20 protein-coding genes are annotated in these 23,921 nt (G+C 28.5%); 17 read left to right on the top strand and 3 right to left on the bottom strand.

Annotation, left to right across the window (positions count from 1 at the left end; all coding sequences use genetic code 11):
* Window positions 1–219 precede the first annotated feature (219 nt).
* The 7 genes from KQI77_RS11665 to KQI77_RS11695 all read left to right on the top strand — a co-directional run bounded on the left by KQI77_RS11665 (window position 220) and on the right by KQI77_RS11695 (window position 10,325).
* Window positions 220–1,221 (top strand): NYN domain-containing protein, encoded by a 1,002-nt coding sequence (locus KQI77_RS11665; RefSeq protein ID WP_216390599.1) that lies wholly within the window; start codon window positions 220–222, stop codon window positions 1,219–1,221.
* An 83-nt stretch (window positions 1,222–1,304) separates the two neighbouring features.
* A complete protein-coding gene (locus KQI77_RS13305; protein ID WP_216390600.1) occupies window positions 1,305–3,215 on the top strand; it encodes a GGDEF domain-containing protein in 1,911 nt (636 codons plus the stop codon).
* 201 nt (window positions 3,216–3,416) lie between these two features.
* Window positions 3,417–3,572 carry a zinc-ribbon domain-containing protein gene (locus KQI77_RS11675; RefSeq protein WP_216390601.1) on the top strand — a complete coding sequence of 52 codons (156 nt, stop codon included), beginning with the start codon at window positions 3,417–3,419 and terminating at the stop codon, window positions 3,570–3,572.
* A gap of 169 nt (window positions 3,573–3,741) precedes the next feature.
* A complete protein-coding gene (locus tag KQI77_RS11680) occupies window positions 3,742–5,556 on the top strand; it encodes a S8 family peptidase (protein ID WP_253289446.1) in 1,815 nt (604 codons plus the stop codon).
* A complete protein-coding gene (locus tag KQI77_RS11685) occupies window positions 5,553–7,058 on the top strand; it encodes a S8 family peptidase (protein ID WP_216390602.1) in 1,506 nt (501 codons plus the stop codon). The genes KQI77_RS11680 and KQI77_RS11685 overlap by 4 nt, the downstream gene beginning before the upstream one ends.
* Window positions 7,059–7,179: 121 nt before the next feature.
* Complete coding sequence (locus KQI77_RS11690; protein WP_216390603.1) at window positions 7,180–8,460, top strand: aminotransferase class I/II-fold pyridoxal phosphate-dependent enzyme; 1,281 nt, start codon at window positions 7,180–7,182, stop codon at window positions 8,458–8,460.
* 269 nt (window positions 8,461–8,729) lie between these two features.
* Entirely contained in the window at window positions 8,730–10,325 is a 1,596-nt protein-coding gene (locus KQI77_RS11695; RefSeq protein ID WP_216390604.1) for a hypothetical protein, read from the top strand.
* Window positions 10,326–10,493: 168 nt separating this feature from the next.
* Here KQI77_RS11695 and argF read toward each other — a convergent pair whose 3' ends face one another.
* A complete protein-coding gene (gene argF / locus KQI77_RS11700; RefSeq protein WP_216390605.1) occupies window positions 10,494–11,489 on the bottom strand; it encodes an ornithine carbamoyltransferase in 996 nt (331 codons plus the stop codon).
* Window positions 11,490–12,032: 543 nt separating this feature from the next.
* Between argF and KQI77_RS11705 the strand changes: the two genes are divergently transcribed.
* The 5 genes from KQI77_RS11705 (at window position 12,033) to KQI77_RS11725 (ending at window position 17,569) form a co-directional block, all read left to right on the top strand.
* Complete coding sequence (locus KQI77_RS11705) at window positions 12,033–12,290, top strand: YkgJ family cysteine cluster protein (RefSeq protein ID WP_216390606.1); 258 nt, start codon at window positions 12,033–12,035, stop codon at window positions 12,288–12,290.
* Window positions 12,290–12,694, top strand: a complete 405-nt coding sequence (locus KQI77_RS11710; protein WP_216390607.1) for a hypothetical protein — start codon at window positions 12,290–12,292, stop codon at window positions 12,692–12,694. Before KQI77_RS11705 ends, KQI77_RS11710 begins: the two co-directional genes overlap by 1 nt.
* A 15-nt stretch (window positions 12,695–12,709) precedes the next feature.
* Window positions 12,710–14,164 carry a hypothetical protein gene (locus KQI77_RS11715; RefSeq protein ID WP_216390608.1) on the top strand — a complete coding sequence of 485 codons (1,455 nt, stop codon included), beginning with the start codon at window positions 12,710–12,712 and terminating at the stop codon, window positions 14,162–14,164.
* Window positions 14,165–14,176: 12 nt separating this feature from the next.
* Window positions 14,177–15,814, top strand: coding sequence for a hypothetical protein (locus KQI77_RS11720; RefSeq protein ID WP_216390609.1), 1,638 nt, complete (start codon window positions 14,177–14,179; stop codon window positions 15,812–15,814).
* Window positions 15,815–16,408: 594 nt separating this feature from the next.
* Window positions 16,409–17,569: a pyridoxal phosphate-dependent aminotransferase gene (locus KQI77_RS11725; protein WP_216390610.1), complete on the top strand. Its 1,161-nt coding sequence runs from the start codon at window positions 16,409–16,411 to the stop codon at window positions 17,567–17,569.
* Between the two features lie 257 nt (window positions 17,570–17,826).
* Here KQI77_RS11725 and KQI77_RS11730 read toward each other — a convergent pair whose 3' ends face one another.
* Window positions 17,827–18,510 (bottom strand): CPBP family intramembrane glutamic endopeptidase, encoded by a 684-nt coding sequence (locus KQI77_RS11730; RefSeq protein ID WP_216390611.1) that lies wholly within the window; start codon window positions 18,508–18,510, stop codon window positions 17,827–17,829.
* A 331-nt stretch (window positions 18,511–18,841) separates the two neighbouring features.
* Between KQI77_RS11730 and KQI77_RS11735 the strand changes: the two genes are divergently transcribed.
* The 3 genes from KQI77_RS11735 (at window position 18,842) to KQI77_RS11745 (ending at window position 20,660) form a co-directional block, all read left to right on the top strand.
* Window positions 18,842–19,261, top strand: coding sequence for a lecithin retinol acyltransferase family protein (locus tag KQI77_RS11735; protein ID WP_216390612.1), 420 nt, complete (start codon window positions 18,842–18,844; stop codon window positions 19,259–19,261).
* 210 nt (window positions 19,262–19,471) lie between these two features.
* Window positions 19,472–19,765, top strand: a complete 294-nt coding sequence (locus KQI77_RS11740) for a hypothetical protein (RefSeq protein WP_216390613.1) — start codon at window positions 19,472–19,474, stop codon at window positions 19,763–19,765.
* A gap of 16 nt (window positions 19,766–19,781) precedes the next feature.
* On the top strand, window positions 19,782–20,660 hold the full coding sequence (locus tag KQI77_RS11745) for a DUF6734 family protein (RefSeq protein ID WP_216390614.1): 879 nt from the start codon (window positions 19,782–19,784) through the stop codon (window positions 20,658–20,660).
* Window positions 20,661–20,924: 264 nt separating this feature from the next.
* Here the strand turns inward: KQI77_RS11745 and KQI77_RS11750 are convergent, their stop codons facing one another.
* Window positions 20,925–21,380 (bottom strand): MarR family winged helix-turn-helix transcriptional regulator, encoded by a 456-nt coding sequence (locus KQI77_RS11750; RefSeq protein ID WP_216390615.1) that lies wholly within the window; start codon window positions 21,378–21,380, stop codon window positions 20,925–20,927.
* A 140-nt stretch (window positions 21,381–21,520) separates the two neighbouring features.
* Here KQI77_RS11750 and glgB point away from each other — a divergent pair, with 140 nt between their 5' ends.
* Both glgB and KQI77_RS11760 read left to right on the top strand, forming a co-directional pair.
* Window positions 21,521–23,368, top strand: coding sequence for a 1,4-alpha-glucan branching protein GlgB (gene glgB, locus KQI77_RS11755; protein ID WP_253289447.1), 1,848 nt, complete (start codon window positions 21,521–21,523; stop codon window positions 23,366–23,368).
* Window positions 23,369–23,519: 151 nt separating this feature from the next.
* A partial coding sequence (locus KQI77_RS11760; protein WP_216390616.1) for a transposase family protein occupies window positions 23,520–23,921 on the top strand: 402 nt, incomplete at its 3' end.

Raw genomic sequence — 23,921 nt, forward strand, 5'->3', positions numbered from 1 at the left:
ATAAAAAATAGTAAAGATTCCTGAATGCTATAAATTTACTAAAGTTCACAAGGTATAGTATTTTAAATGGAATCTTTAGTATTTTTATTTTTTGGAAAATATTACATATCTAGTATTATAATAAAAAACATAAAGCAATTGATTTTTGAATGTAAGAATTAGTATAATAAATAATGGGGTGCAAGATAATTTCTGAAATACAAAGAAAGAGGGAAAAATATGAGAGAAGAAAAAAGATTTGCCGTACTTATAGATGCAGAAAATGTTTCTGCAAAGTATATAACTCATATATTGTATGAAGTTAGTAATTATGGCGTAATAACTTATAAAAGAATATATGGTGATTGGACTAAACCTAATGCATCAGCATGGAAAGAAGTGCTTTTAGAAAATTCTATTACTCCTATACAACAATATAGTTATACAACTGGAAAGAATTCATCAGATTCTGCAATGATAATAGATGCTATGGATATTTTGTATTCTAATAATGTTGAAGGTTTCTGTTTAGTTTCTAGTGATAGTGATTTTACAAAGCTAGCATCAAGACTTAGAGAATCAGGAATGACTGTTGTTGGAATGGGAGAAGAAAAGACTCCGAAGCCTTTTAGTTCTGCATGTAATAGCTTTAAGTATCTAAATATATTGCTTGATGAAAGCAAAGGTAACGATATGGATGCTTCAGGGGACTCTAATTCTGATAATGATGGTAATGCAAAGTCAGATAGTTCTAATTCAAAGTTAAAAGAAGTAAAGAATATGATGACCGATATATCTATAATTGAAAATGCTATGATTCAAATAATAATTGAATATGGTGATGAAAAAGGAATAGATGCAGGAGAACTAGGTAGTAGATTGTCTAAAAGATATCCGGATTTTGATGTGAGAAATTATGGTTATGCAAAATTGTCCAAATTCTTAGAAAGCTTTGATTCTATAAGAGTGGAAAAGGAAGGACGCCATATAAATGTATCTATAAAAGACTTAGATTCTAATATTGAAAAGATAAAGAGTATAGTAATTAATATAATTAATGAGAGTAAAACAAAATCAGTAAATATGGGTCAACTTAATAAATGTATAATGGAGAAGAATCCTAGCTTTAATATAAGAAATTATGGTTATACAAAATTTTCTAAACTTATTAATGATCTAGAAGGAATAAAGATAGAAAGTAGTGGACAAAACGGATCAGTTAAAATGGTTACTATAGAATAATTATGTGGTAACATTTACCGCTTTTAATAAACATGAAAATGTTATATAATTTTTGATGACTTTATATTAGGGAGACATCAAAAGTGAAGAAAAATCTTAATTTATATGTTTGTGTATTAGGCGTACTTAGTATATTATTAGGGGCATATGTTATTAATGGATATGATCAGTTGAATCAAATACTTTTTAAAATAACATATGATGAACTAAATAGATATTCTTATGAAGAATTAAAAAATATTAAGGAAGATTTATTGTTAGAATCTAAAGAAAATTCTAAGGCTAATTGTATTCTTGGGTATATTGAATATAAGATGAATGATTATAACAGTTCTTTAGAATATTTTTATGAAGTTATTAATAATAAAACTGACTACTTAAGTAAAGAATTAGCTTATATAGGGGTCATGCAGATTTACTTTGACAAAAGCGAAATTGATTTAGGTGAATCAACTTATAGAAAGTTACAACAGCTTTATAAAAAGTATGATAATCATGATATAAAATGGTATGGTAATATTGTATATTCTAGAAAACTAATAGAATCTGAAAGATATAATGATGCAATTTCAATACTTAAGGCATCTGTTAATCTAAATGTTAATTATAAAAAAACAATGAAGTCCTATGCACTTTTATCTGAAGTATATATAGCTATAGATTCTTTTGAAGTATCAAAATTATATGCTAGTAATGCACTTGTTACAGCCTATAATATAGGAGAAAAAGAATATATAATATCAGGAATGCTTAGTTGTGCACAAACATATTATTATAAAAACTTGTATTTAGAGACTATATCTATATGCAATAAAATAATAGATAAATATGATGATATTCCACTTGATTATATTATAGATATATATAGATATTTGTATAAATCTTATTTAGATATTTCTGACCTTGAATCAGCTAAAATGATAGAAACATTATATAAAGACAAAGTTGAAGAATTATCTAATAAAGAAAAGGAATTAGAATATATTCGTATATATTCTTCTTTAAGTATGTATTATTCTAAAGAGGGAGATGCAACTGAAGCTTTACGTTATCTTGAATTAGCTTGTAGATACCGATATGATAAAAATAGTAATATTTATCTTTGGGTTGAAAAAGCTAAGTTAGATTATGAATATGTTATTTCTTCACAAGATAATTATAGTTTGCTACTATATAAATACGAAGAATTACTAGAAAGTTCTCAAAATAAATATTTAGATAATAATTTGAAGAGGCAAATTATAAATTCGATTATAGATATATCAAATGTATCAAAGAATTATAATAAGCTTAAAAAGTATCTAGATATATTTGGAATAGCTCAGCAAAATAATTATGATTTAAAAAATTATCAATTAGGTGATATGATAGAAGAATTTGAAAGTGAAGTTACTTATAAAAGCAAACGAGAAGTTGTTTATAAAGTAATTATAATAGGAATGGCATGTATCTTTTTTTTGTTTTTTGTGATTAGAAGTATTAAAATTCAGAAACTTAATTATGAACTTAAAGAATTGACAGAAATAGATAGCTTAACACAATTAAAAAATAAAAGATATATATATAATTACTTAAGTAGGTTAGTAGGAACTAATCAAGAGGTAATTGTATCAGTTATGGATATTGATTATTTTAAATTATATAATGATAATTATGGACATATTAAAGGAGATTATATCTTAAAGACAGTTGCAGATATTATCCATAATTCCTTTAAAGATGATGTTGTTGGAAGATTTGGTGGAGAAGAATTTTGTGTTGTATCAACTAGAAGTTATTCGCAGTTTAAAGAAGATGTTATTGAGTTTATGATGAAATTAGAAAAACATAATATTAAACATGAATATTCGCCTATAGAGAAAAGAATTACTGTCAGTATTGGAGTAGAGCGTGATGTTCTTAGAAGACAGATTCATATAGATAATCTTATAGAGAAATCAGATAAAAATATGTATATATCTAAAATAAATGGTAGAAATAAATACACCTTTTAAATTAAAATATTAAAAATAATTTAAAAAATCTTTAAAAAAATTTTATTATATAGAAATTAACTTGCACTTTGTAGAAAGATATGATACTATTAAATAGAAGCGTGAGCTTTAAGATTTTAAAAAGTTTCATTTAGATAATTAGACTCTTAATATAGAAGCTCATTATCCAAATAGAACCTTTATATTAGGAGGAAAAGAGAAATGGAAGATAAGACTATCGTATGTAAAGATTGCGGTAAAGAATTTGTATTTACTGTAGGAGAACAAGAATTTTACAAAGAAAAAGGATTTGAAAATGATCCAGTTAGATGCCCAGCTTGTAGAAAAGCTAAAAAGGCTCAAAACAACAGAAGATAATTTTGTTTATTTTAGGCTATACCTTTTTGGTATAGCCTTTTTTATGCATAGGAAATTACATAAATTTAGCATCTAAATCGCCATAATTACCTTGGCGATTTTTTATATTCATATAATAATATAAAAATCCATATAAATATATGATGTATTTTTATGGGGAAGATAGTAAATGGAGAAAAATAAAAAATGTAATGACATTTTCAAAAGTGAAGAAATGGCCTATTTGGTTGAATATTATGGAGATTTTTTAGAGCAAATATCTAATGTTGATTATGCATGTGGTTATATAGTCAATAGCTATTTAGCAATAGCAATAGTAGAAGAAAAGAATCTTGATAGGTTAAGAGAAGAGATACCTGCAATAACTTTTGTGGAAAGGCCTAGTATGTATGTTTTACAAGATATAAAGGTTGGAGATGTAGATAGCATTGAAGAACTTAAGCTTAACCCTTACCTAGGGTTAAATGGGAATGGTGTATTGGTTGGAATAATAGATACAGGAATAGATTATCTTAATAGAAGTTTTATTAATGAAGATGGAAGCACAAGAATAGTAGAATTATGGGATCAAGAGATAGGCGATAGTTTAAAAAATGGGGAACTTAGTAACTATATAGGAACCGTCTATTCTAGAGAAATGATAAATAAAGCATTAGATTTGCTAAAAAATAATGGAGATCCGTATAGTATTGTTCCAAGTGTAGATGAAAATTATCATGGAAGTAAGGTGGCTTCTATAATAGGGGGAAGAGGAGAAGATAAAGAATTTTATGGAGTGGCACCTAATTGTGAATTTGTAGTAGTAAAATTAAGGAAATCTAAATATTATACTAGAATTAACAATGAAAATGGCATTCATGATGTATCAGCTTACAATATAGTTGAGGTAATAGCTGGAGTAGAATATCTTCTTAAAGTTGCACTTAGAGAAAATAAACCATTAGTTATATATATAGGAGTGGGTACAACTAGTGGTGGTCATGATGGTAAGGATTTAGCTAGTAGGTATCTTAATTCAATAACAGAGAATAGTGGAGTAGTTGTGGTTACTGGAGTTGGAAATGAAGGAGCAGGAGAAGGACATGCATCAGGAAAATTAGATTCAGAAGGTGAGATAACAACACATGAAATAAATATTTCTAAAGACATAAGGAATTTTTCTTTCGAATTATGGGTTATTAGACCTGATGTAGTATCAATAAATATAATATCGCCTTATCAAGAAAGTACTGGATTTATAAATGCAAAAATTAATAGAAATGAAAAGATTGATTTTGTATTAACTAATACAGAAATAGAAATATCATATAGACTTCCAGATAATTTTTATGGCGAAGAATTTGTGCTTGTAAATTTTAAAAACATTGTAAAGGGAGTATGGAAGATTCAATTAAGAGGTGAATATATTTTAAGAGGAAATTATAATATGTGGTTACCGTCTATGAGAGTGCTTCCGGAGGATACTAAGTTTCTAGAGTCTGATCCTAATGTAACTCTTACTACTCCTTCTACAGCAGCTAATGTAATAACTACAAGTTACTATAATAGTATATATGATACAGAAGTACCTACTTCGGGAAGAGGATATACTGCTCTTGGGTATATAAAGCCAGATATTGCAACAGCAGGAATGAATGTTCTGGCTATAAGTAAATCAGGAAAAATGGAAGGCGTAAGTGGTAGTTCAGTAGCTGCAGCTATAATATCTGGAATGTGTGTACTTATATTGCAATGGGCAATTATAAATAAAAATAAAGAAAATATATATGCATCTCAAGTGAAAAGTTATTTAATGTATGGTGCAGACAGGAGTAGTGGAGGTCCGTATCCGAATGTATCATTTGGATATGGCAAGGTTAATATATTAAAAACATTTGAGGTAATAGCTGGGATATATAGAAATGATAATAATCTTGAGTATTTTAGTAATAAATTGTTTGTAAGAATACCAAAGGCTATTGTATATAGAGAGGTGTATATATGAATTATGATATTTATTTTGTGTTACAAGAATTAATTCCAACAGAAGTTGCCAAGATAAAATATGTTCAAGATGTAAATCAAGACTATGCGTTAAGAGGAAAAGGTGTATCAATTGGTATAATTGATACAGGAATAGATTATTTAAATGAAGAGTTCCTATTTCCAAATGGAAAAACAAAAATTGAGTATATATGGGATCAAAATATTAATAGTTCAAATGAATCAACAGAGGTTCCATATGGAACTATATATACTAGTGATGATATAGATAGAGCTATAGAAGCAAATAAAAAGGGGGAAAATCCATATGATATAGTTCCTTCAAAAGATGAAATAGGGCATGGAACGGAGATGGCAAGTATAATATCATCTTATGGGTATAATAACGAAGTAAGGGGAGTTGTACCTGAGAGTTCATTGTGTATAATTAAGCTTAAACAAGATTATGAATATAAGGAGAAAAATAATATAAATATACCAGTATATAATGTGAAACAGATAATGGATGCAATAAATAATGTATATATGTATATAAAGAAAACATTAAGCCCTTTAGTAATTTTTCTTCCTCTAGGAAGTAATTCTGGTAATCATAGAGGTAAAGGATTATTTGATGAATTTGTAACTAAAATATCTAATAATAAAGGTATGATTGTGGTTACGGGAACTGGAAATGAAGGTGTTGCGGGGACTCATGCATCTGGGACTATAAGAAAAGAAGGGGAAACATCATCTATAGAGCTATTGGTTTCTAAGGAACAAAAAAATATAAAGTTGGAAATATGGGTGCCAGCGCCAGATATAATGACTGTAGAGGTTATATCACCATCTGGAGAGAGAACTGGTGAGATAGGAATTAATTTAAACAAAAATACTAGTTTTAAATACCTTTTTGAAAAAACTAATGTGAATATTTCATATGATATTCCAGAAGAATATTCAGGAGACGAACTTATAATTATAGAATTTACTGATATTCAAGAAGGTACATGGACATTTAATTTAACTGGTAAATTAATTACAATAGGAGAATTTAATGCATGGATTCCTGTTTCTGGTATAACCAAAGAAGGAACAAGATTTAGACAAAGTGATCCATTTGGTACTATAACAATTCCAGGGGATGTAGTAAGTGTACTAACTATAGCTGCATACAATCAATTGAATTACAATATATTAGATTATTCTGGTAGAAGTTTTAGAAATGATAATTATTATCCTATATCAGTTGCTGCTGGAGGAGTTAATGCACCTGCAGTTTCTATTGATAATAAAGTTAAAAAAGTAAGTGGTACATCTGTTTCATCAGCTATTGCTGCAGGTGTATGTGCAATGCTTTTAGAATGGGGAATTATAAATGGTAATTTTCCAGATATGTATGCTGAAAGTATAATAACATTTATTGTGAAGGGGGCTCAGCAGAGAAAGGGAGATATTTATCCTAATCCTTTGTGGGGATATGGGCTTTTAGATGTTTATGGTATATTTCTTAATATGACTTAGATATCTAAAATAAAACAAAAAAATAAGAAAAATATTAAAATTTTCTCTATGACAATGGTAATTGTGGTGATATAATTTAAAGGGATGTTTTATAAAAAAATACTTAAGGGGATGATTTCACTTGGTAGATGTAACAAGTCTCTCAAAAGAACAATTAATAGATTATAAACAAAAATTAGAGAAGGAATATCAAAAATATGTAGATTTAAATCTATCTCTTGATATGTCTAGAGGAAAGCCAGCACCAACTCAATTAGCTTTATGTGATAAGCTACTTGATAAACTTGATAATTATACTACAGAAGATGGTGTTGATGTTAGAAACTATGGTATTTTAGATGGTATACCAGAATTAAAGAGACTATTTGCTGAAGTTTTGGGATTAAAAGAAAAAAATATTATTATTGGTGGAAATGCTAGTCTAAATTTAATGTATGATACTTTAGCTAGAGTATTTTTATTTGGAACACAAGGCAATACACCATGGAGTAAGTTAGATAAAGTTAAATTCTTATGTCCATGTCCTGGATATGATAGACATTTTGCAATGTTAAATGACTTTGGTGTTGAAATGATTAATATAGATATGCAACATGATGGACCAGATATGGAAACTATAAAGAAATTAGTTGCAGAAGATGAATCTATAAAAGGTATTTTCTGCGTTCCATTATATTCTAATCCTCAAGGAATATGTTATAGTGATGAAAAAGTTAGGGAATTAGCAACAATGAAAACAGCAGCAAAAGACTTTAGAATATTCTGGGATAATGCATATGGAATACACCATTTATATGGAAAACATAAGGTACACAAGTTACTAAACATATTTGATGCTGCGAAGGAAGTTGGTAACGAAGATAGAATTTATTATTTCTTCTCAACATCTAAGATAACTTTCCCAGGTTCAGGAGTTTCATTATTATCAGCAAGTGATAGAAATATCGAAGAAATAAAGAAACATATGGGAACACAAACAATTGGTTATGATAAGATAAACCAATTACATGTATATAGATTCTTTAAAACAGCTAGCAATTTAGAAAAACATATGAAAGATATTGCTAATGACATGAGACCTAAGTTTGATTTAGTTCTTGAAACATTAGATAGAGAACTTAAAGGCTCAGGATTATTAAAATGGGAAGCTCCAGATGGAGGATATTTTATAACAGTAGATACTTTAGAAGGCTGTGCAAAGGCAACAGTAGAGTTAGGAGCTAAAGCTGGAGTTAAATTAACTAATGCAGGAGCAACATTCCCATATGGAAAAGATCCTAGAGATACAAACATTAGATTAGCACCATCATATCCAACTTATGATGAACTTAAGAAAGCAATAGAATTATTCTGTGTTTGTGTTAAGCTTGCAGGAGTCAATAAGTTATTAGAAACAAAATAATTTAGAATTATATGTAATTTTATGGAGTAGTTCTGAGATAAAATATAGGTGAAGAAACCTAAGTGCTATAAATTTACTAATTATTTAAATATAATTATAGCATTTTAATGGCTTCTTCACTTTTTTACTTTATAGGAATTTATATAACTTGATATAAAAGGGAAAATATGATATTATACAATAAAAGGTATCAAATAACTTATTATACAATAACGCTTATTGTATTTTGTATATAAAAATACTATTAAAATTATAAGGAGATGAAGTGAATGGTTATATTTATTTTGGCACTTATTGCACTTGCTTTAGGAGGAATAGCTTGGTATAAGGTGTTACCAGCTTTTAATATTCATAGTGTAGGGGTATGGATATTTATTATAGTAGTTCTAAGTGTGGTAGCAGTTATATATACTGCCTTAAAAATAGTTAAAAAGAAAAACGATATTAACAAATTGCGTATAATATGGGGGACAATAGGAGTGTTATTTGTTGTATTTTTAGGATTAATCCTATTCTCTTCTAATGTATTTAGATCAAAGACATATGCTAATAGAATATCAGTAGATAGTGGAGAATTTACAGAAGACATTCCTATGGTGGAGGATATTAAGAATATACCACTTATGGACACGAAGTCTGCCAAGAAATTAGGTGATAGAGTTGTAGGATCTTTAACTGATGTAGTAAGTCAATACAATGTTTCAGATGATTATACAACTATATGTTATAACGGAGAAGTAAGAAAGATCGCAGTTCTAGAATATGATGGCTTTTTCAAGTATATTAACAATAAATCAAAAGGAATTCCAGGATATGTACTAGTTAATCCAAAGACTAACGAAGCAGAATTTGTAAGATTAGAAAAAGGAATTAAATATTCGCCTTCTGCATATTTTTCTAATAATTTAAAGAGAAAATTACGTAGTAAATATTTAACTAAGATATTTGGAAATTATACTTTCCAAATAGACGATAAAGGAAATCCTTATTGGGTTGTTACATGTGAAGAACCTAATACATTCTTCGGTGCATATTCTCCTAGTGAAGTGATTATATTAAATGCAGTTACTGGAGAAAGTAAGATTTATGATATATCTAAGACACCAGAATGGGTGGATTATGTATATGATGGGGATACTGTAGAGGAATTATATGATTCCTATGGAACATTAGGTAACGGATATTTCAATAGTTTATTTGCGCAAAAAGGCTGTAAAGAGACAACAGATGATTTTGGATATTTAATTCAAGATGATGATGTATATGTGTATACTGGTGTTACTTCTACTACTTCTGATGAATCAAATCTGGGATTCATATTGGTTAATTCAAGAACTGGTAAGTTTAAATATTATGAAATGTCAGGAGCAGAAGAATATTCAGCAATGTCAGCAGCAGAAGGTGTAGTACAAAATTATGGTTATAAGGCGAGCTTCCCATCACTTATAAATATGGACGGTGAAGCAACTTATGTTATGGTGCTTAAAGATAATAATGGATTAGTTAAATTATATGCTATGGTTAATGTTAAGAATTATACTATAGTAGCAACAGGAGAAACATTGAATGAAACTCTTAAAAATTATAGAGTAGCACTTAGTTCAGCAGGTAAAAAGGTAGATATTAATTCAAGCAAATCAGATAGTATAGAAACTATAGATGCTAAGATATCAGATATTAAGTTCTTGCTTGTAGATGGAGAAACTATATGTTACATTAAGAGTGAAGATGGACATTGTTATAAACAAAAATTTGCAGATAATGAAGAACTTATACTTTTAAATGTAGGTGATACAGTAAAAATAAGCTATGACAAAACAAGTAGTAAAGATGATATTATAGATATTTTAGATATAAGCAAATAATGATAATAGTATTAGCTGCAGTAATTGATTAAAATAGAATTTAGTATTTTTTATAATAAAAAAGTAAAGATGCCGTTTAAAATGCTATACTTTCTGAACTTTAGTGAGTTTATAGCATTTAGGCATCTTTACCTTTTTTTAATTATATTTAGTAAATACTTAATGAAATTATACTCCTATTGTAGCATATATAATAGCTTTTATAGAGTGCATTCTATTTTCTGCTTCATCAAATACAACTGATTGTTTTCCTTCAAAAACTTCATTAGTAACTTCTATTTCATCAAGGCCAAATTTTTCATGAACTTCCTTGGCTACTTTTGTTCCTAAATCATGATAAGAAGGTAGGCAGTGCATGAATATTGCATCCTTGTTAGCATTATCCATAACAGCTTGATTTACTTGATAAGGCATAAGAAGTTTTATTCTTTCAGCCCATACTTCATCAGGTTCACCCATAGATACCCATACGTCTGTATAAATAACATCAGCATTTTTAGTTCCTTCTTTTACATCTTCTGTTAAAGTTATTGTACAGTTATTTTCTTTTGCAATTTCCTTACAAGTATTAACTAAGCTTTCATTTGGAAAAAGACTAGAAGGTGCACAAGCTGTGAAGTTAATGCCCATCTTAGCGCAAGCAACCATAAGAGAGTTTCCCATATTATTTCTAGCATCACCCATATATACAAAGTTAACGCCTTTTAATCTACCTAACTTCTCTTCAATTGTTAATAAATCTGCTATCATTTGAGTAGGGTGGAATTCATCAGTTAATCCATTCCATACAGGAACATCAGAATATTTAGCTAATTCTTCAACTAAATCTTGACTATAACCTCTGTATTCTATTCCATCATACATTCTACTAAGTACTCTTGCTGTATCAGGAATACTTTCTTTTTTACCAACTTGTGATCCAGCAGCATCTAGATATGTAACACCCATTCCTAGGTCGTGTCCTGCTACTTCAAAAGAACATCTAGTTCTAGTAGAAGTTTTTTCAAATAATAAAACTATATTTTTACCTTTTAATTTATCATGAGCTATACCAGCTCTTTTTAAACTTTTTAAATCTTTAGCTAAATCAATTAAATATCTTATTTCATCGCTAGTGAAATCAAGTAGTTTTAAAAAATCTTTACCTCTTAAATTAACTGCCATTTTTATAAAGCCTCCTTAACATTATGAAATCAATACTATATCAAGATAATTATATATTATTCTTCAATATCTGTAAAACGTTGTTTTGGAGGGATACATTCTTTATTAACTAAATAATATTTTACATAGTTTGACTAAAAAGGGTTCACTACTACTTTATAATAACACTGAATAGACTCAATAGAAAAATATTAATAAAAAATGTAAATGAAATTAATTTCATGTAAATATATACATAAATAAGTTGTTATTTGGCAACTAAAAGTGATATAATTATTAAAAATAGCACTAATAGTGCTAATAGCTACTACTTGTATATCTTGTAGTTCAAATAGCAATACAATAACTAAAAAAACAGAGTCAAAAACAATCGCAGAAAAGCAAATTAATGTAAACAGCAATGTATGAAGGAAGTGTTAGAGGACATGTAAAATGTAATGCAAGTAAACCTGATATTGGCTTATAAAGGAATAACCTTAAAAACTGAAAAATACTAGAGTAATATTTTTTGCTTAGTTAGGATAGTAGAATTGGATGTGAGATATGTTTAAATGTGATTGTTGTGGTCTATGCTGTATGAATGTAGGAACATCAGAATTGTATTCAGATCTTGATAGAGGAGATGGGATATGTAGATATTTTAATGATAGTACAAGATTATGTTCTATATATCAAAATCGACCAGATAGATGCAATGTTGATAGAATGTATGAGTTGGTTTTCAGCAAGAGCATGAGTAAAGACGAATACTATGAATTGAATTATGAGGCGTGTGAAAAATTGAAAAGGAGAGAAAAGTAATGTATTTATCAATTCTAACAAGTGAAGAAAAAAGAATGTTTTTGGGATTAGCATATGATTTGGCTACATCTGATGGAGATTATAGTGCAGAGGAGCAGGTTGCTATTCAGGGATACTGTCATGAAATGCAAATGGAATTTGATAAAAAAACAATGGTAAAACCAATTGATGAAATTATTCGTAAGTTCAGTCAAAAATCAGATCTCAAAACAAAGAAAATTATTGTATTTGAGGCAGTTGGATTAGCAATGGCAGATAATAACTATGATGATAATGAGAGAGCAATTATATTAGATATGGAAAATAAATTTGGGCTGGATAAGAGTTTTGGTGATGAATGTGAAAAAGTTATAGGTGAGTATATCTCATTTCAGAATAGAATGAATAATCTTGTCATTGGATAAGAAAGAAGGTGCGAAATGGGTTTTTTTGACTTGTTAAAAAAAAGTAGTTTATCTAAAGAAGTGATTGAAAGCCAGGATGAAGGAAAGGAAAGTGATAATGGCGCTTCTAAAATTAGTGTGGGATATGTAACAACACAGACTGTCAAAACATCTACTAAAGATGCTGCTGTAAGGTTTGCAAAACCTATTGAATATACAAATAACAGAATTTTGTATGATTCGGGTGTAGCAAAAAATCAAGCAAAACAAATGCTATTTAAAGATGGTCAAATTGTTAAGTGTCCATATACTGGGGAAAGATTGATTCTCACCAAAAAAGAAGCAAAATTATTATATGGAGATAAGTACTTAGAGCATTTGGCAGAGAGTGACCATATTATTGCTTTGGAAGAAATACATGAGATTGTCAAGGCTAATCCATGGCTTACTGTAGATGATGTTAAGCAAATTGCCAATAATCAGAGAAATATGAAAGTAACATCTCACAGATTTAACAATCCCAAAAGAAGTAGATCAAATAAGGAGTATGTTATAGATAAAAAATATCTAAAAGAGAAAGGTGTTAATGTAACTGAAGAAGGGAAAAAACTTGCGATACAAGATGAAGAAAATGCATTGAAATATGTACAGGACAGCTTTAAGAAACAGTCAAGAAAAAATCTTATTGAGACTGGACGAAACGCAGGTAGAGTTGGAGCTTATAATGCAGGTTTAACAGCTTTGACAATGTCAGGAATTATGAATACTGTTGCTTTAATAAAGGGTGATAAGAGTAGTGATGAGGCCATTGCCGATACTATAAGAGATAGTGGAAAAGCTGCTATTACAGGATATGCAATGAGTGGAGGTTTGACGGTAGCAACTCAATCATTATCGCAATCTTCTGCTCCATTTATAAAAGCTTTAGCAAATTCGAATGTTCCTGCTAAGGTGATAACTGCTGTAATTGGTACAGGAGATACCTTGAAAAAATGGGGAACAGGGGAAATAACTACACAGGAGTGTCTAATTGAATTGGGAGATAAAGGATTAAATATGGCTACTATAGGGTATTCGATGGCTGTTGGACAAGCACTTATACCAATTCCTGTGGTAGGTGGTGCTGTTGGTGCATTGGTTGGTTCAATGCTTACAAGTACATATTATAATAATCTTATTAATACCCTTCAAACTAGAGAACTTGAACATCAAGAACGAATGCGTATTATTGAAGAATGTCATGCGGCTGCAGAACAAACGAAAGCATTTAGGAAAGAGTTAGAGATGTATTTAGATAATTATTTTAACGATTACAAAGATTGTTTTGATACAGCAATTTCAAGTATGAGATTTGCGTATACTAATGGAGATGCGGATGGAATGATAGCAAGCGCAAATGAGATTACAAGAAAATTGGGTGGACAGGTTCATTATGAAACGGTGGATGAGTTTAAGTGTTTTCTTGATGATAATTCGACAGATATATTGTAGGAGGTGTAAAGTATGCCAATACCATTTTTACTAGGGGCATTAGCAGTTGGAGCCGGTGTTTTAGGAGCCGGTGGACACTTGTCAGCCAAAGAAACAAATGAAAGAGCACAACGTGTAGCAGAGGATGCACAAGATTTGTATAACAGTGCAAAAAGGTCTTTAGAGCAGGCACAGAATTCAACTGAGAAAGCATTGTTAAAACTTGGATATGAAAAGAAAAATGTATTAGATTCGTCAATGAGAGTGTTTTTAAATTCATATGAAAAAGTTAAAAACATCGAAGTAAAAGAATCAATAGGTTTAGATGAAATATCAAATTTTGCAATTGACCAACAAGGGGCAATACAGCTTAGGGAAATGACAGATATATATTCATCAACAATTAAAAGTGGCGCAACTGGAGTAGCAGCGGGATCAGTAGTTGCGTTGGCTGCAAGTGGTTCATTAACTGTAGTTACAGGTGGTCTAGCAACAGCAGGAAGTGCTTTGTTGGCTGGAGAAGTAACTGCAGCTGCTGGAATAGCTGGGTCGGCTTTATCGTTTGGAGCGGCTATGACACCTTTAGCAGCTGTTGCGGCTCCTGTTGTGTTGTTTACTGGAATATCTGCAAGCATGAAAGCTGATGAAAATTTGGAAAAAGCGAATGCTATGTATTCAGAAGCAGAAGCGGCATCTGAAAAAATGAAAGTATCGGAAACCTTATGTAATGCTATATCAAAGAGATCAGATATGTTCGATGATCTGTTGGTTGATTTAAATTCCATGTTTGCAGAATGTGTTGGAATAATGGCAGGTGTTATAAGGAAAAAAGAAGGTAGGATTTTTAAGAAAAAACTAAGTTCAAATGATTTTACAGAAGATGAATTAAAGTTGATGGCTGTAACGAGATCGTTGGCTGGTGCTGTTAAAGCGGTGATAGATACGCCGATACTTTCAAAAGATGGAAATATTGCACAAGAATCAGAACAAATATATGAACAAACAACTGAAAAATTACCGGATTTTAATAATGCAGTGGAAGAAGTAAAGCAAATTGATTATAAAGCAAAACCAGATGCTATAGTTGTTAGTAAAAACAATGCAAGGACAAATAATACATCTTCTACAAGTAATTCGATTCTTAGAAAAACAAGAAATGTTTTTGCTGTCGTAATTGGTTTTATTCTTGCAACTGAATTTGCTAGTTCATTAGCTTTGATAATTACACAGGGCTCTGATAGAGTTTGGTTTATGAATTCATTGAGCGTTAATACTGTTTCATTGTGGCTTGTTATTTTCTCAACATTTACAATGATTATTGGACATTTTTATAGTGAGAAATTCATCAATTTTTGTGAAATTTTAGAATTTGTGGGATTGAGCCTATTATATGTGCAATTTTGTAGAACTATAGAACTGATAAATCATTATATTATTTTTTCTGTTGTGATGATGGTTATTGCGGTAATTTTATTTGATTTTTTTGAGGGAAAAAAGGAAAAGTGGGCTTGTGGCTCATATGTGGCTAGTTTATTTCTTTCTTTGGCATTTTTTCCATTTTTCTATTTAGCATATGCTTTGTTGAGTAAATTTATAGGCATTTCCGATGGATTTTGCTTGGCATTATCTACAGTTATAAATGCATTCTTTGTTTTGGTTTCGATGTATTAGGTATCAGACAGCAATTCTTCTACAAATAATACTGCTTCTAAATCTGAACAAAAGTGAATTATTTGGCATGTCTAAAGTAGAAACAGCTGTTTTGCATTATTTAAGAATAAAAATCTCAGAAAATTACTTCTGAGATTCACCTACTCGATCTTATGAAAAAGGTTTAAATATATTAAATATTTGAAGAAGTCAATATTGCTATATTTAATTATACTGAAGGGTGCTATAACAGAAGAAGGTTGTACTCGTGGATACTTGATGAATTTATTTTGTTATAATATGTCAAAAGTAATAAAAAAGTAATAAAATAAGCTATTTTGTAATAAATTCGTAATTTATATATTAATTATTTTGGTAATATATAAGTATACAATATTTATATATTTATATGATTCCCTTATAATTTTTGAAAAAGACGAAGGCTAGTTTTATACTGGTTTCGTCTTTTTTTAACGTATATGAAAGTATAAATTTTTTTAGAGGAGTACTATGATTAATATAGACTTTCTGGCAATTAAGAAAATTATACCAACCTTAGTAGAATAGTGCTATAATTGTTTTTGTGTTAAATTTACTTAGGAGGACAGAATTAGAATGGATATAAAATTTTCGGACAATTTAAAGCATTTTCAAGCAGGGATATTTAATATATTAGATGATAAGAAAAAAGAATTAATAGCTAAAGGGAAGAAAGTATATAATTTATCAGTGGGAACACCAGACTTTGAACCAGATAAACATGTGGTAGACGCATTAGTAAGGTCTGCATCTAATCCAAAGGAATGGGTATATTCATTAGGAGATTTAGACGAACTTCTAGAAGCAGTTGTTGATTATTATAAGGAAAGATTTAATGTTACAATAAATAAAAATCAAGTAACTTCTGTATATGGTTCACAAGAAGGGTTAGCACATATAGGACTTAGTTTATGTAATAGAGGAGACAAGGTTCTAGTACCTAATCCAGGATACCCAATATTTGAAATAGGACCATTTCTAGCAGGGGCTGATCTTATATACTATGATTTATTACCAGAGAATAACTATCTTCCAGATTTGAATTCTATAGATAGAGAAGTCTTAAAAGATGTTAAGTTTATGATTATATCATATCCTATGAATCCAGTGTGTAAAGCTGCACCTTCAGAATTTTATGATAAAATAATACAATTTGCAAAGGAAAACAATATAATAATTGTACATGATAATGCGTATGCAGATATTATATATGATGGTAGACAAGGAAATTCTATATTAGCCCATGAAGGTGGTAATGAGGTAGCGGTAGAATTTTATTCAATGTCTAAATCTTTTAATATGACTGGATCTAGAATATCATTTTTAATTGGAAATGAAGAGATAATTAAAAGCTTTAAAACTCTTCGTTCTCAGATTGATTATGGAATATTTATACCTGTACAAAAGGCAGCAATAGCTGCATTAAAAGGACCTAAAGATAGTTTGGAAATTCATAGAAAAGAATATGAAAATAGAAGAAATGCCTTATGTGGTGGATTAAGGAGAGTCGGAATAGAAATAGAAGATAGTGAAGGATCTATGTTTGCATGGGCTAAGATACCAAAAGAGTATAAGACATCAAGTGAGTTTTGCATAGATTTGTTAGAAAAAACTGGTGTTATATGTACTCCAGGTAGTGCTTTTGGGACTCTTGGAGAAGGATATGTGAGATTTGCATTAGTGCTTCCTGTAGATAAGATAGAAGAAGCAATTAAACAAATTGAATTAAATATGTAAATAATATAATAGAAATATAGAGTCTTAAGATATTTACAGACAATACAGATACATTAAAAATAACCATAACGCTTGAATATTTAAAATAGAAGTTATTTGATGGAACAAAGCATTTTTGCTAGAGAAGAATTAATAATATTTATAATAAATAAAATACTGTGAGAAATTAAAAGTAAGTATGAATAAAATTGAGCAAATGCTTTGTAAAATCAAATCACTTCTTATTTTAATTATAAATAGAACTTGTTATATTGATGCTATATACAAGAGATAAAGTTGTTAAGCATATGCAAAAGCAAAGGATAACCGATATTATCTGTTTTTTCGTATAATATAGAGAATGCCAATCCCATAGCGAAATAAGGAAGAACATTTATAAGTTGTGAGAAATCTCCTAAAAATAAAATATATGTCCACACGTGATATAATCCAAATAATAATGCTGATATTATATGTGATAGTATTTTAAATTTATTGCGTAGAAGCCTAAAAATTAAACCTCTAAAAATTAATTCTTCAACAAAAGGACCAAAAACAACAGCGGCTAAGAACATACTTAAGAAATTTCGCTTTAGTTCATCATTGATACTGTCTTGGTTAGCATTAGTCGTATTAGAGAATTGTTGAATTATCATAGAACATATAATTATAAGTGCAAGCATTAGAATATAAGTACTTATAGTTAATAACAAGTTTTTAAAAAAATCTTTATGTATGTTTTGAAGATTTTGTTTGATAAATTTCCTATACTGGAAAGCTAATATTATTGCAAAGGCTATATAAAATATTAAATTAAAGTTATTAGCAAGTGTTGTGTAAAACCTAGTTCTATAAAATAATAAAAGTACAAAAGGCAAAAAAGCAAAACTTAGTATATATAATATAGCAGTAATAATTTTTATAACCTTTTCTGAAGACGATTCAAATTTTAGTTTTTCCATAAATTAATTCCTTTCTTGTAAAGTTAGTTTCTAACAATTAGTATATCTTAGTTTATTATAAATGTAAAACAAATAGTATACTGAGATAATGAAGCAAAAATCAAGTCCTAAATATTAACATAAAATACATAAAATATACATATAAAATATACAAAATATTACATAAAAAGTGCTATTATATAGGTACAGAAAAAAGTACATAGCACAATCTTTATATTATATAGGAAGAGAAAATATGAAGAATTATCTAAGAAAGATAATCTGCTATGTATAATACAAAACAATAAAAAAATTACCATTAGATTAGTAGTATTACACAAGGAGGAATTGTATGTTAGGTGATGTTGTGTATGTTGAGCGAAGAACTTGGTGTAATGGTTTTAAAGAGGTAAAGGAAGATAACGGATACTTCAGAGATTATGGAATAGAAGTTGGTAATAATAAAGTAATACATTTCGTAAATTATGACGAAGAAGGATATTTAGTACAAAAGGTTGTAGAATCATCTATGGATGAATTTTCTAGAGGTCTAGAAGTTAAACTTGATAATAGAATAGAGTATAAGTTTAATAAAATAGAAGCCTTGGATAGAGCTTTTTCTAGACTTAATAGATCTTTTGGTAATTATCATATGATAAATAACAATTGTGAAAGTTTTGTTTTGTGGTGCACTACAGGCAAAAAAGAATTAAAATTTAATAATGATTTTAGATTTTTATCTAGTCATAATGGAGTGGTGAATGTTAACTAACTTTTTCTTAAATAAATATATACGTGATAAAGAACCTTAAGAGGATAGAGACTTTAATAGCTTTAATCCTTGAGAGGTTCTTTTTAATGTTAAAAAATAATTATATTCTGATTTAAGTAATTCTAGAAAAAATATTTTAATAAATTACTACCATATTGTATAATAACTGTTATAATATTAATTAAGTGACTAAGTAAAAGGAGGCTAGAAATGCATGATGGTGATGTGGGCAATGAAATCAACTTTCTACTAGTAGATAGAAATAATTGTTCTCAAGATGAATTAGCAAATTTCATAGAAAATTCATTAGATGATATCTATATATTAAAGGAAGAATCTTTTAAGCCTATTACAGAAGAAGAAGTATACAATGTGGATATTAATAAGCATAGGTTCAAAGTTATCAATAAACATAAAGAAACACAAGTAACCTCATATTGTTCAGAGGAATTTTTCTCTTCCGATGGATTGGGGCTAGGAGGATACGGATTAAATCTTATATAGATAGTAGGAGGATACTATGACTACAGCATTTCATACTAATTGGAGTAAGCCTTTTTGTATTAGAAATTGGAGAGAAGAATATCATCTTAAAGACTTTGAAATATTAATAATTATGCTTTCCGCCCTAAAATGGCGTCAGTATAATGGATCTATTGTGTTATATGCAGATAAGATAAGTGCAGAAGAATATTATAATTTAGGAATAGATCATATATATGATTTGGGAATTGAAGAAAAGTTAGATAACATTGATCCTAAGATAGATTCAAATATCTTTTGGGCTGCATCAAAGTTATATGCTCTTAGAGATATAAAAGGTGACGTTGCAATGCTAGATAATGATTTTGTTATATGGAATGATATAAGATCATCTCTTCAGAATCAAGAGTTAGTTGTTATTCATAATGAAAAAATAAATTCAAAAGCATATCCTTCCAGGGAATTCTTCAATTTCAAAGATGATTATTCATTTAAAAAAGAGTGGGATTTTTCATTGCCTGCTTATAATACTGCTTTCGCTTATTTTAATAATGATGATTTTAAAGATTATTATGTTACAGAAGCATTTAAATTTATGAAAGAAGTCAAACTTATAAATGACAGAAGGTCATTTATGGTATTTGCAGAGCAGAGACTATTATCAATGTGTGCTCATGAAAAAGATATTTCTACAAAGGAATTATCTAAAATAATAGAATTAATTAATAATAACCAGAGATTATATACTCATTTATGGGGATATAAAAATGTATTATTAAAAGATTCTAAAGAGAGAAAAAAGTTCTGTATAAGGTGTATAAAGAGAATAATTGAGGACTTTCCTAAAGAAATTACAACAATAGCTAATATAGAAATTTTAAAAGAGTACTATGAAGAAGTAGTAGAGACTAATTAAGAATTTCTAAACATAAAAAATTAAGATTGTATTATTATTAGATAACGTAAATTTCACAATAATTAATATCAAAATTATATGTTCTAAGTAAATAATATGATAGAATTAAGTATTTATTAATATAATAAAAAAAGTAAAGATCTCTAAATGCTATAACTCACTAAAGCTCACACAGTATAGCATTTTAAACGAGACCTTTACTTTTTTATTATAAGAAATACTTAAGTATATTATAGATAATTTGTTTAAATCAATAATTTGATGTTAATCAAAAATCTTTTCATCTATTGTGATTTTAGATAAAACTTTATTAATGCAATTTAATGCATTAAAAAATTCTTCAATATCAACATCTTCAGTTTTGCTAAGCGAATCACAAATAGTTTCTGAATTTAATTTAACATGGTTAATTAAAAAATTAATTCCTGCTTGAGACAGAGAAACTTTAATTATTCTTTTATCATTAGAATCTTTAACTCTTTTTACAAAATCCATTTGAAACAACTTGTCTATTATTTTAGTCATGTTTTGTTTAGGCATTTTCATAGAGTCTGCTAAAGAAGTCATAGATATTTCTTTATAATAATAGATAACACATATAGTATAGTATTGTAATGGGCTCAATACTTCTCTAAAAGAAGAAGTATAAGTCCCTGAAATTTTTTCGTATACTAATGTAATAAATTCAAAAAGTGCTTGAGATTGTGAATTTTTGTTCATTTTTCCTCCTACTAATTTACATATGTAGTAAAATAAAATATAATAAAAGTGCTAAAAGTATTACTATTTTAGCTTCTATAATGATATAAATATAATATCAATTATGGAGAAAATTGTCAATTGAGTTGGGGGTATATATTTTGAGAGAGGATATTTTAAATAAATTTTATGAAGGAAATAGTTTTGAGGCATATAAAGTATTTGGAGCACATTTATGCAATGAATATGGTAAAGAAGGAGTAAGATTTACAGTTTGTGCACCAAATGCAACGCATATTCAGCTAATTGGAGAATTTAATGATTGGTATGGTGCTGATTATGAAATGCAGAAGATAGATGATAGAGGAACTTATACATTATTTACTGAGTATGCCAAGGAAGGCATGATGTATAAATATAGAGTTTTCAAAAGAGATGGAGGTTTTATAGATAAGTGTGATCCATATGCTTTTTATTCAGAACTTAGACCTGGAACAGCATCTATAATTGCAGATATAGATAATTCAGTATTTACAGATGCAGCATGGATGAATAGTAGAACTAAGAATTATGATAAACCAGTTAATATATATGAGGTGCATTTTGGCTCTTGGAAGCAAAAGTCAGGAGATAGAATAGAAGATAGATGGTACAATTATAATGAATTAAGTGATGATATTATAAAATATATTAAAGATAATAATTTTACACATATTGAACTAATGCCATTATGTGAACATCCTTTTGATGGGTCTTGGGGATATCAAGTAAGCGGTTACTATAGTGTAACTTCTAGATATGGTAAGGTTAAAGATCTTATGCAATTTATTAATAAATGCCATAAAAATAATATTGGAGTTATTTTAGATATAGTACCTGTTCACTTTGTTATAAATGATTATGCATTGGCTCAATTTGATGGAACACCAATGTATGAATACCAATATGGTGAAGTTTCTAGAAGTCAATGGGGAACATGTAATTTTGATTTTTTTAGAAAAGAAGTTAGAAGCTTTTTATTATCAGCTTCAGCATACTGGCTTGATGTATTTCATTTCGATGGATTAAGATTAGATGCTATTTCTAATGCACTATATTGGCAAGGTAATAGTGATAGAGGTGTAAATGTAGGTGGTGTTGACTTAATAAAAACTATGAATGCTGGAATAAACAATATGTTTAATGGTGTAATGCTTATTGCAGAAGATAGTACTACATTCCCAAATGTAACAAAACCAATAGAAGAAGGTGGATTAGGCTTTGATTATAAGTGGGATTTAGGTTGGATGAATGATACATTAAGATATTTTTCTATGCATCCATATGATAGAATATATGAACACAACCTTATTAATTTTTCAATGATGTATTATTATAGCGAAAGATTTTTACTATCTTTCTCTCATGATGAAGTGGTTCATGGTAAAAAAACCATCTTAGATAAAATGTATGGAGAATATGAAGATAAGTTTCCGCAAGCAAGAGTATTATATACTTATATGATGACTCATTTAGGTAAGAAACTTAATTTTATGGGAAATGAATTAGGACATTTTAGAGAATGGGATGAAACTAGAGAATTAGATTGGAATCTACTAGAATTTGATGCTCATAAGAAATTTAATACTTTCTTTAAGGATTTATGTAAGCTATATAAGAATAATAAAGCTTTTTATGTTAATGATTATGCGAAAGATGGATTCTATTGGATAGATGCAGATGATAGTGAACATAGAACATATTCTTATGTAAGAAGTGATGGACAAAAGGAATTTATAATAGTGTTTAATGCATATACAGAGCATTATAAGGAATTTAAGTTAGGCTTTAATAAAAAGTGTAGAATAAAAGAGAGATTTAATACTGATAATATAAAATATGGTGGAGAGGATAGAAGGAATACAAGAATTATACAATCTAAAAAAGAGCCGTATAAGAACTTTGAATATTCATTTACTATTAATTTAGCTCCATTTACAGCTTGTATATTTGAAGTTTTAGATAAATAAAATTTAAAAGTTTGTACATTAGTAATATTATTATTAGTCAGTAATAAAGAGTAAATAATTTTCGAGTTAATAATCTCCATAAATGTAATAAATTATGGTATAATTATATTAGGAAAAACCTTAATTTTACTATGTTTATGGAGATTTTATTATGATAAAAATCACAAGAAAACAAAAGAGAGAAAAAGAATCAAAAATAAATTTTTTCGCGGAATTTACTAAAATTAGAAAACACTTTTTCCGTGATTTTAATAAGAAGTTAAGATTAGTTAAAGATGTTAGACATACAAGTTATATTACATATGAACCGGATATATTACTGTTTACAGTAATTATGAAAAATGTTTCGGGAATATTTAGCATGAATAAAATGACAAGGGATTTCAACACTGAAGAATCTATTAATAATATTGCTAAAAGTTTAGGAATAGATACTTTAGAGGAGATTCCTCATTATGATACAATTAATAATTTCTTAGAAAAATTAGATATAAAGCAAATTGAATCAATACGTGATTATATGATAAGAGAGCTTTTAAAGAAAAGATCTCTT

The organism is Clostridium sp. MSJ-8 (assembly GCF_018918325.1).
GTDB lineage: Bacteria > Bacillota > Clostridia > Clostridiales > Clostridiaceae > Clostridium.

Coding starts and splice junctions, on each gene's coding strand:
- KQI77_RS11675 (WP_216390601.1), top strand. CDS start 3,417: ATGGAAGATAAGACTATCGTATGTAAAGATTGCGGTAAAGAATTTGTA.
- KQI77_RS11730 (WP_216390611.1), bottom strand. CDS start 18,510: ATGGAAAAACTAAAATTTGAATCGTCTTCAGAAAAGGTTATAAAAATT.
- KQI77_RS11720 (WP_216390609.1), top strand. CDS start 14,177: ATGCCAATACCATTTTTACTAGGGGCATTAGCAGTTGGAGCCGGTGTT.
- KQI77_RS11740 (WP_216390613.1), top strand. CDS start 19,472: ATGCATGATGGTGATGTGGGCAATGAAATCAACTTTCTACTAGTAGAT.
- KQI77_RS11750 (WP_216390615.1), bottom strand. CDS start 21,380: ATGAACAAAAATTCACAATCTCAAGCACTTTTTGAATTTATTACATTA.
- KQI77_RS11735 (WP_216390612.1), top strand. CDS start 18,842: ATGTTAGGTGATGTTGTGTATGTTGAGCGAAGAACTTGGTGTAATGGT.
- KQI77_RS11745 (WP_216390614.1), top strand. CDS start 19,782: ATGACTACAGCATTTCATACTAATTGGAGTAAGCCTTTTTGTATTAGA.
- KQI77_RS11665 (WP_216390599.1), top strand. CDS start 220: ATGAGAGAAGAAAAAAGATTTGCCGTACTTATAGATGCAGAAAATGTT.
- KQI77_RS11710 (WP_216390607.1), top strand. CDS start 12,290: ATGTATTTATCAATTCTAACAAGTGAAGAAAAAAGAATGTTTTTGGGA.
- KQI77_RS11685 (WP_216390602.1), top strand. CDS start 5,553: ATGAATTATGATATTTATTTTGTGTTACAAGAATTAATTCCAACAGAA.
- KQI77_RS11725 (WP_216390610.1), top strand. CDS start 16,409: ATGGATATAAAATTTTCGGACAATTTAAAGCATTTTCAAGCAGGGATA.
- argF (WP_216390605.1), bottom strand. CDS start 11,489: ATGGCAGTTAATTTAAGAGGTAAAGATTTTTTAAAACTACTTGATTTC.
- KQI77_RS11705 (WP_216390606.1), top strand. CDS start 12,033: ATGTTTAAATGTGATTGTTGTGGTCTATGCTGTATGAATGTAGGAACA.
- KQI77_RS11715 (WP_216390608.1), top strand. CDS start 12,710: ATGGGTTTTTTTGACTTGTTAAAAAAAAGTAGTTTATCTAAAGAAGTG.
- KQI77_RS11695 (WP_216390604.1), top strand. CDS start 8,730: ATGGTTATATTTATTTTGGCACTTATTGCACTTGCTTTAGGAGGAATA.
- KQI77_RS11680 (WP_253289446.1), top strand. CDS start 3,742: ATGGAGAAAAATAAAAAATGTAATGACATTTTCAAAAGTGAAGAAATG.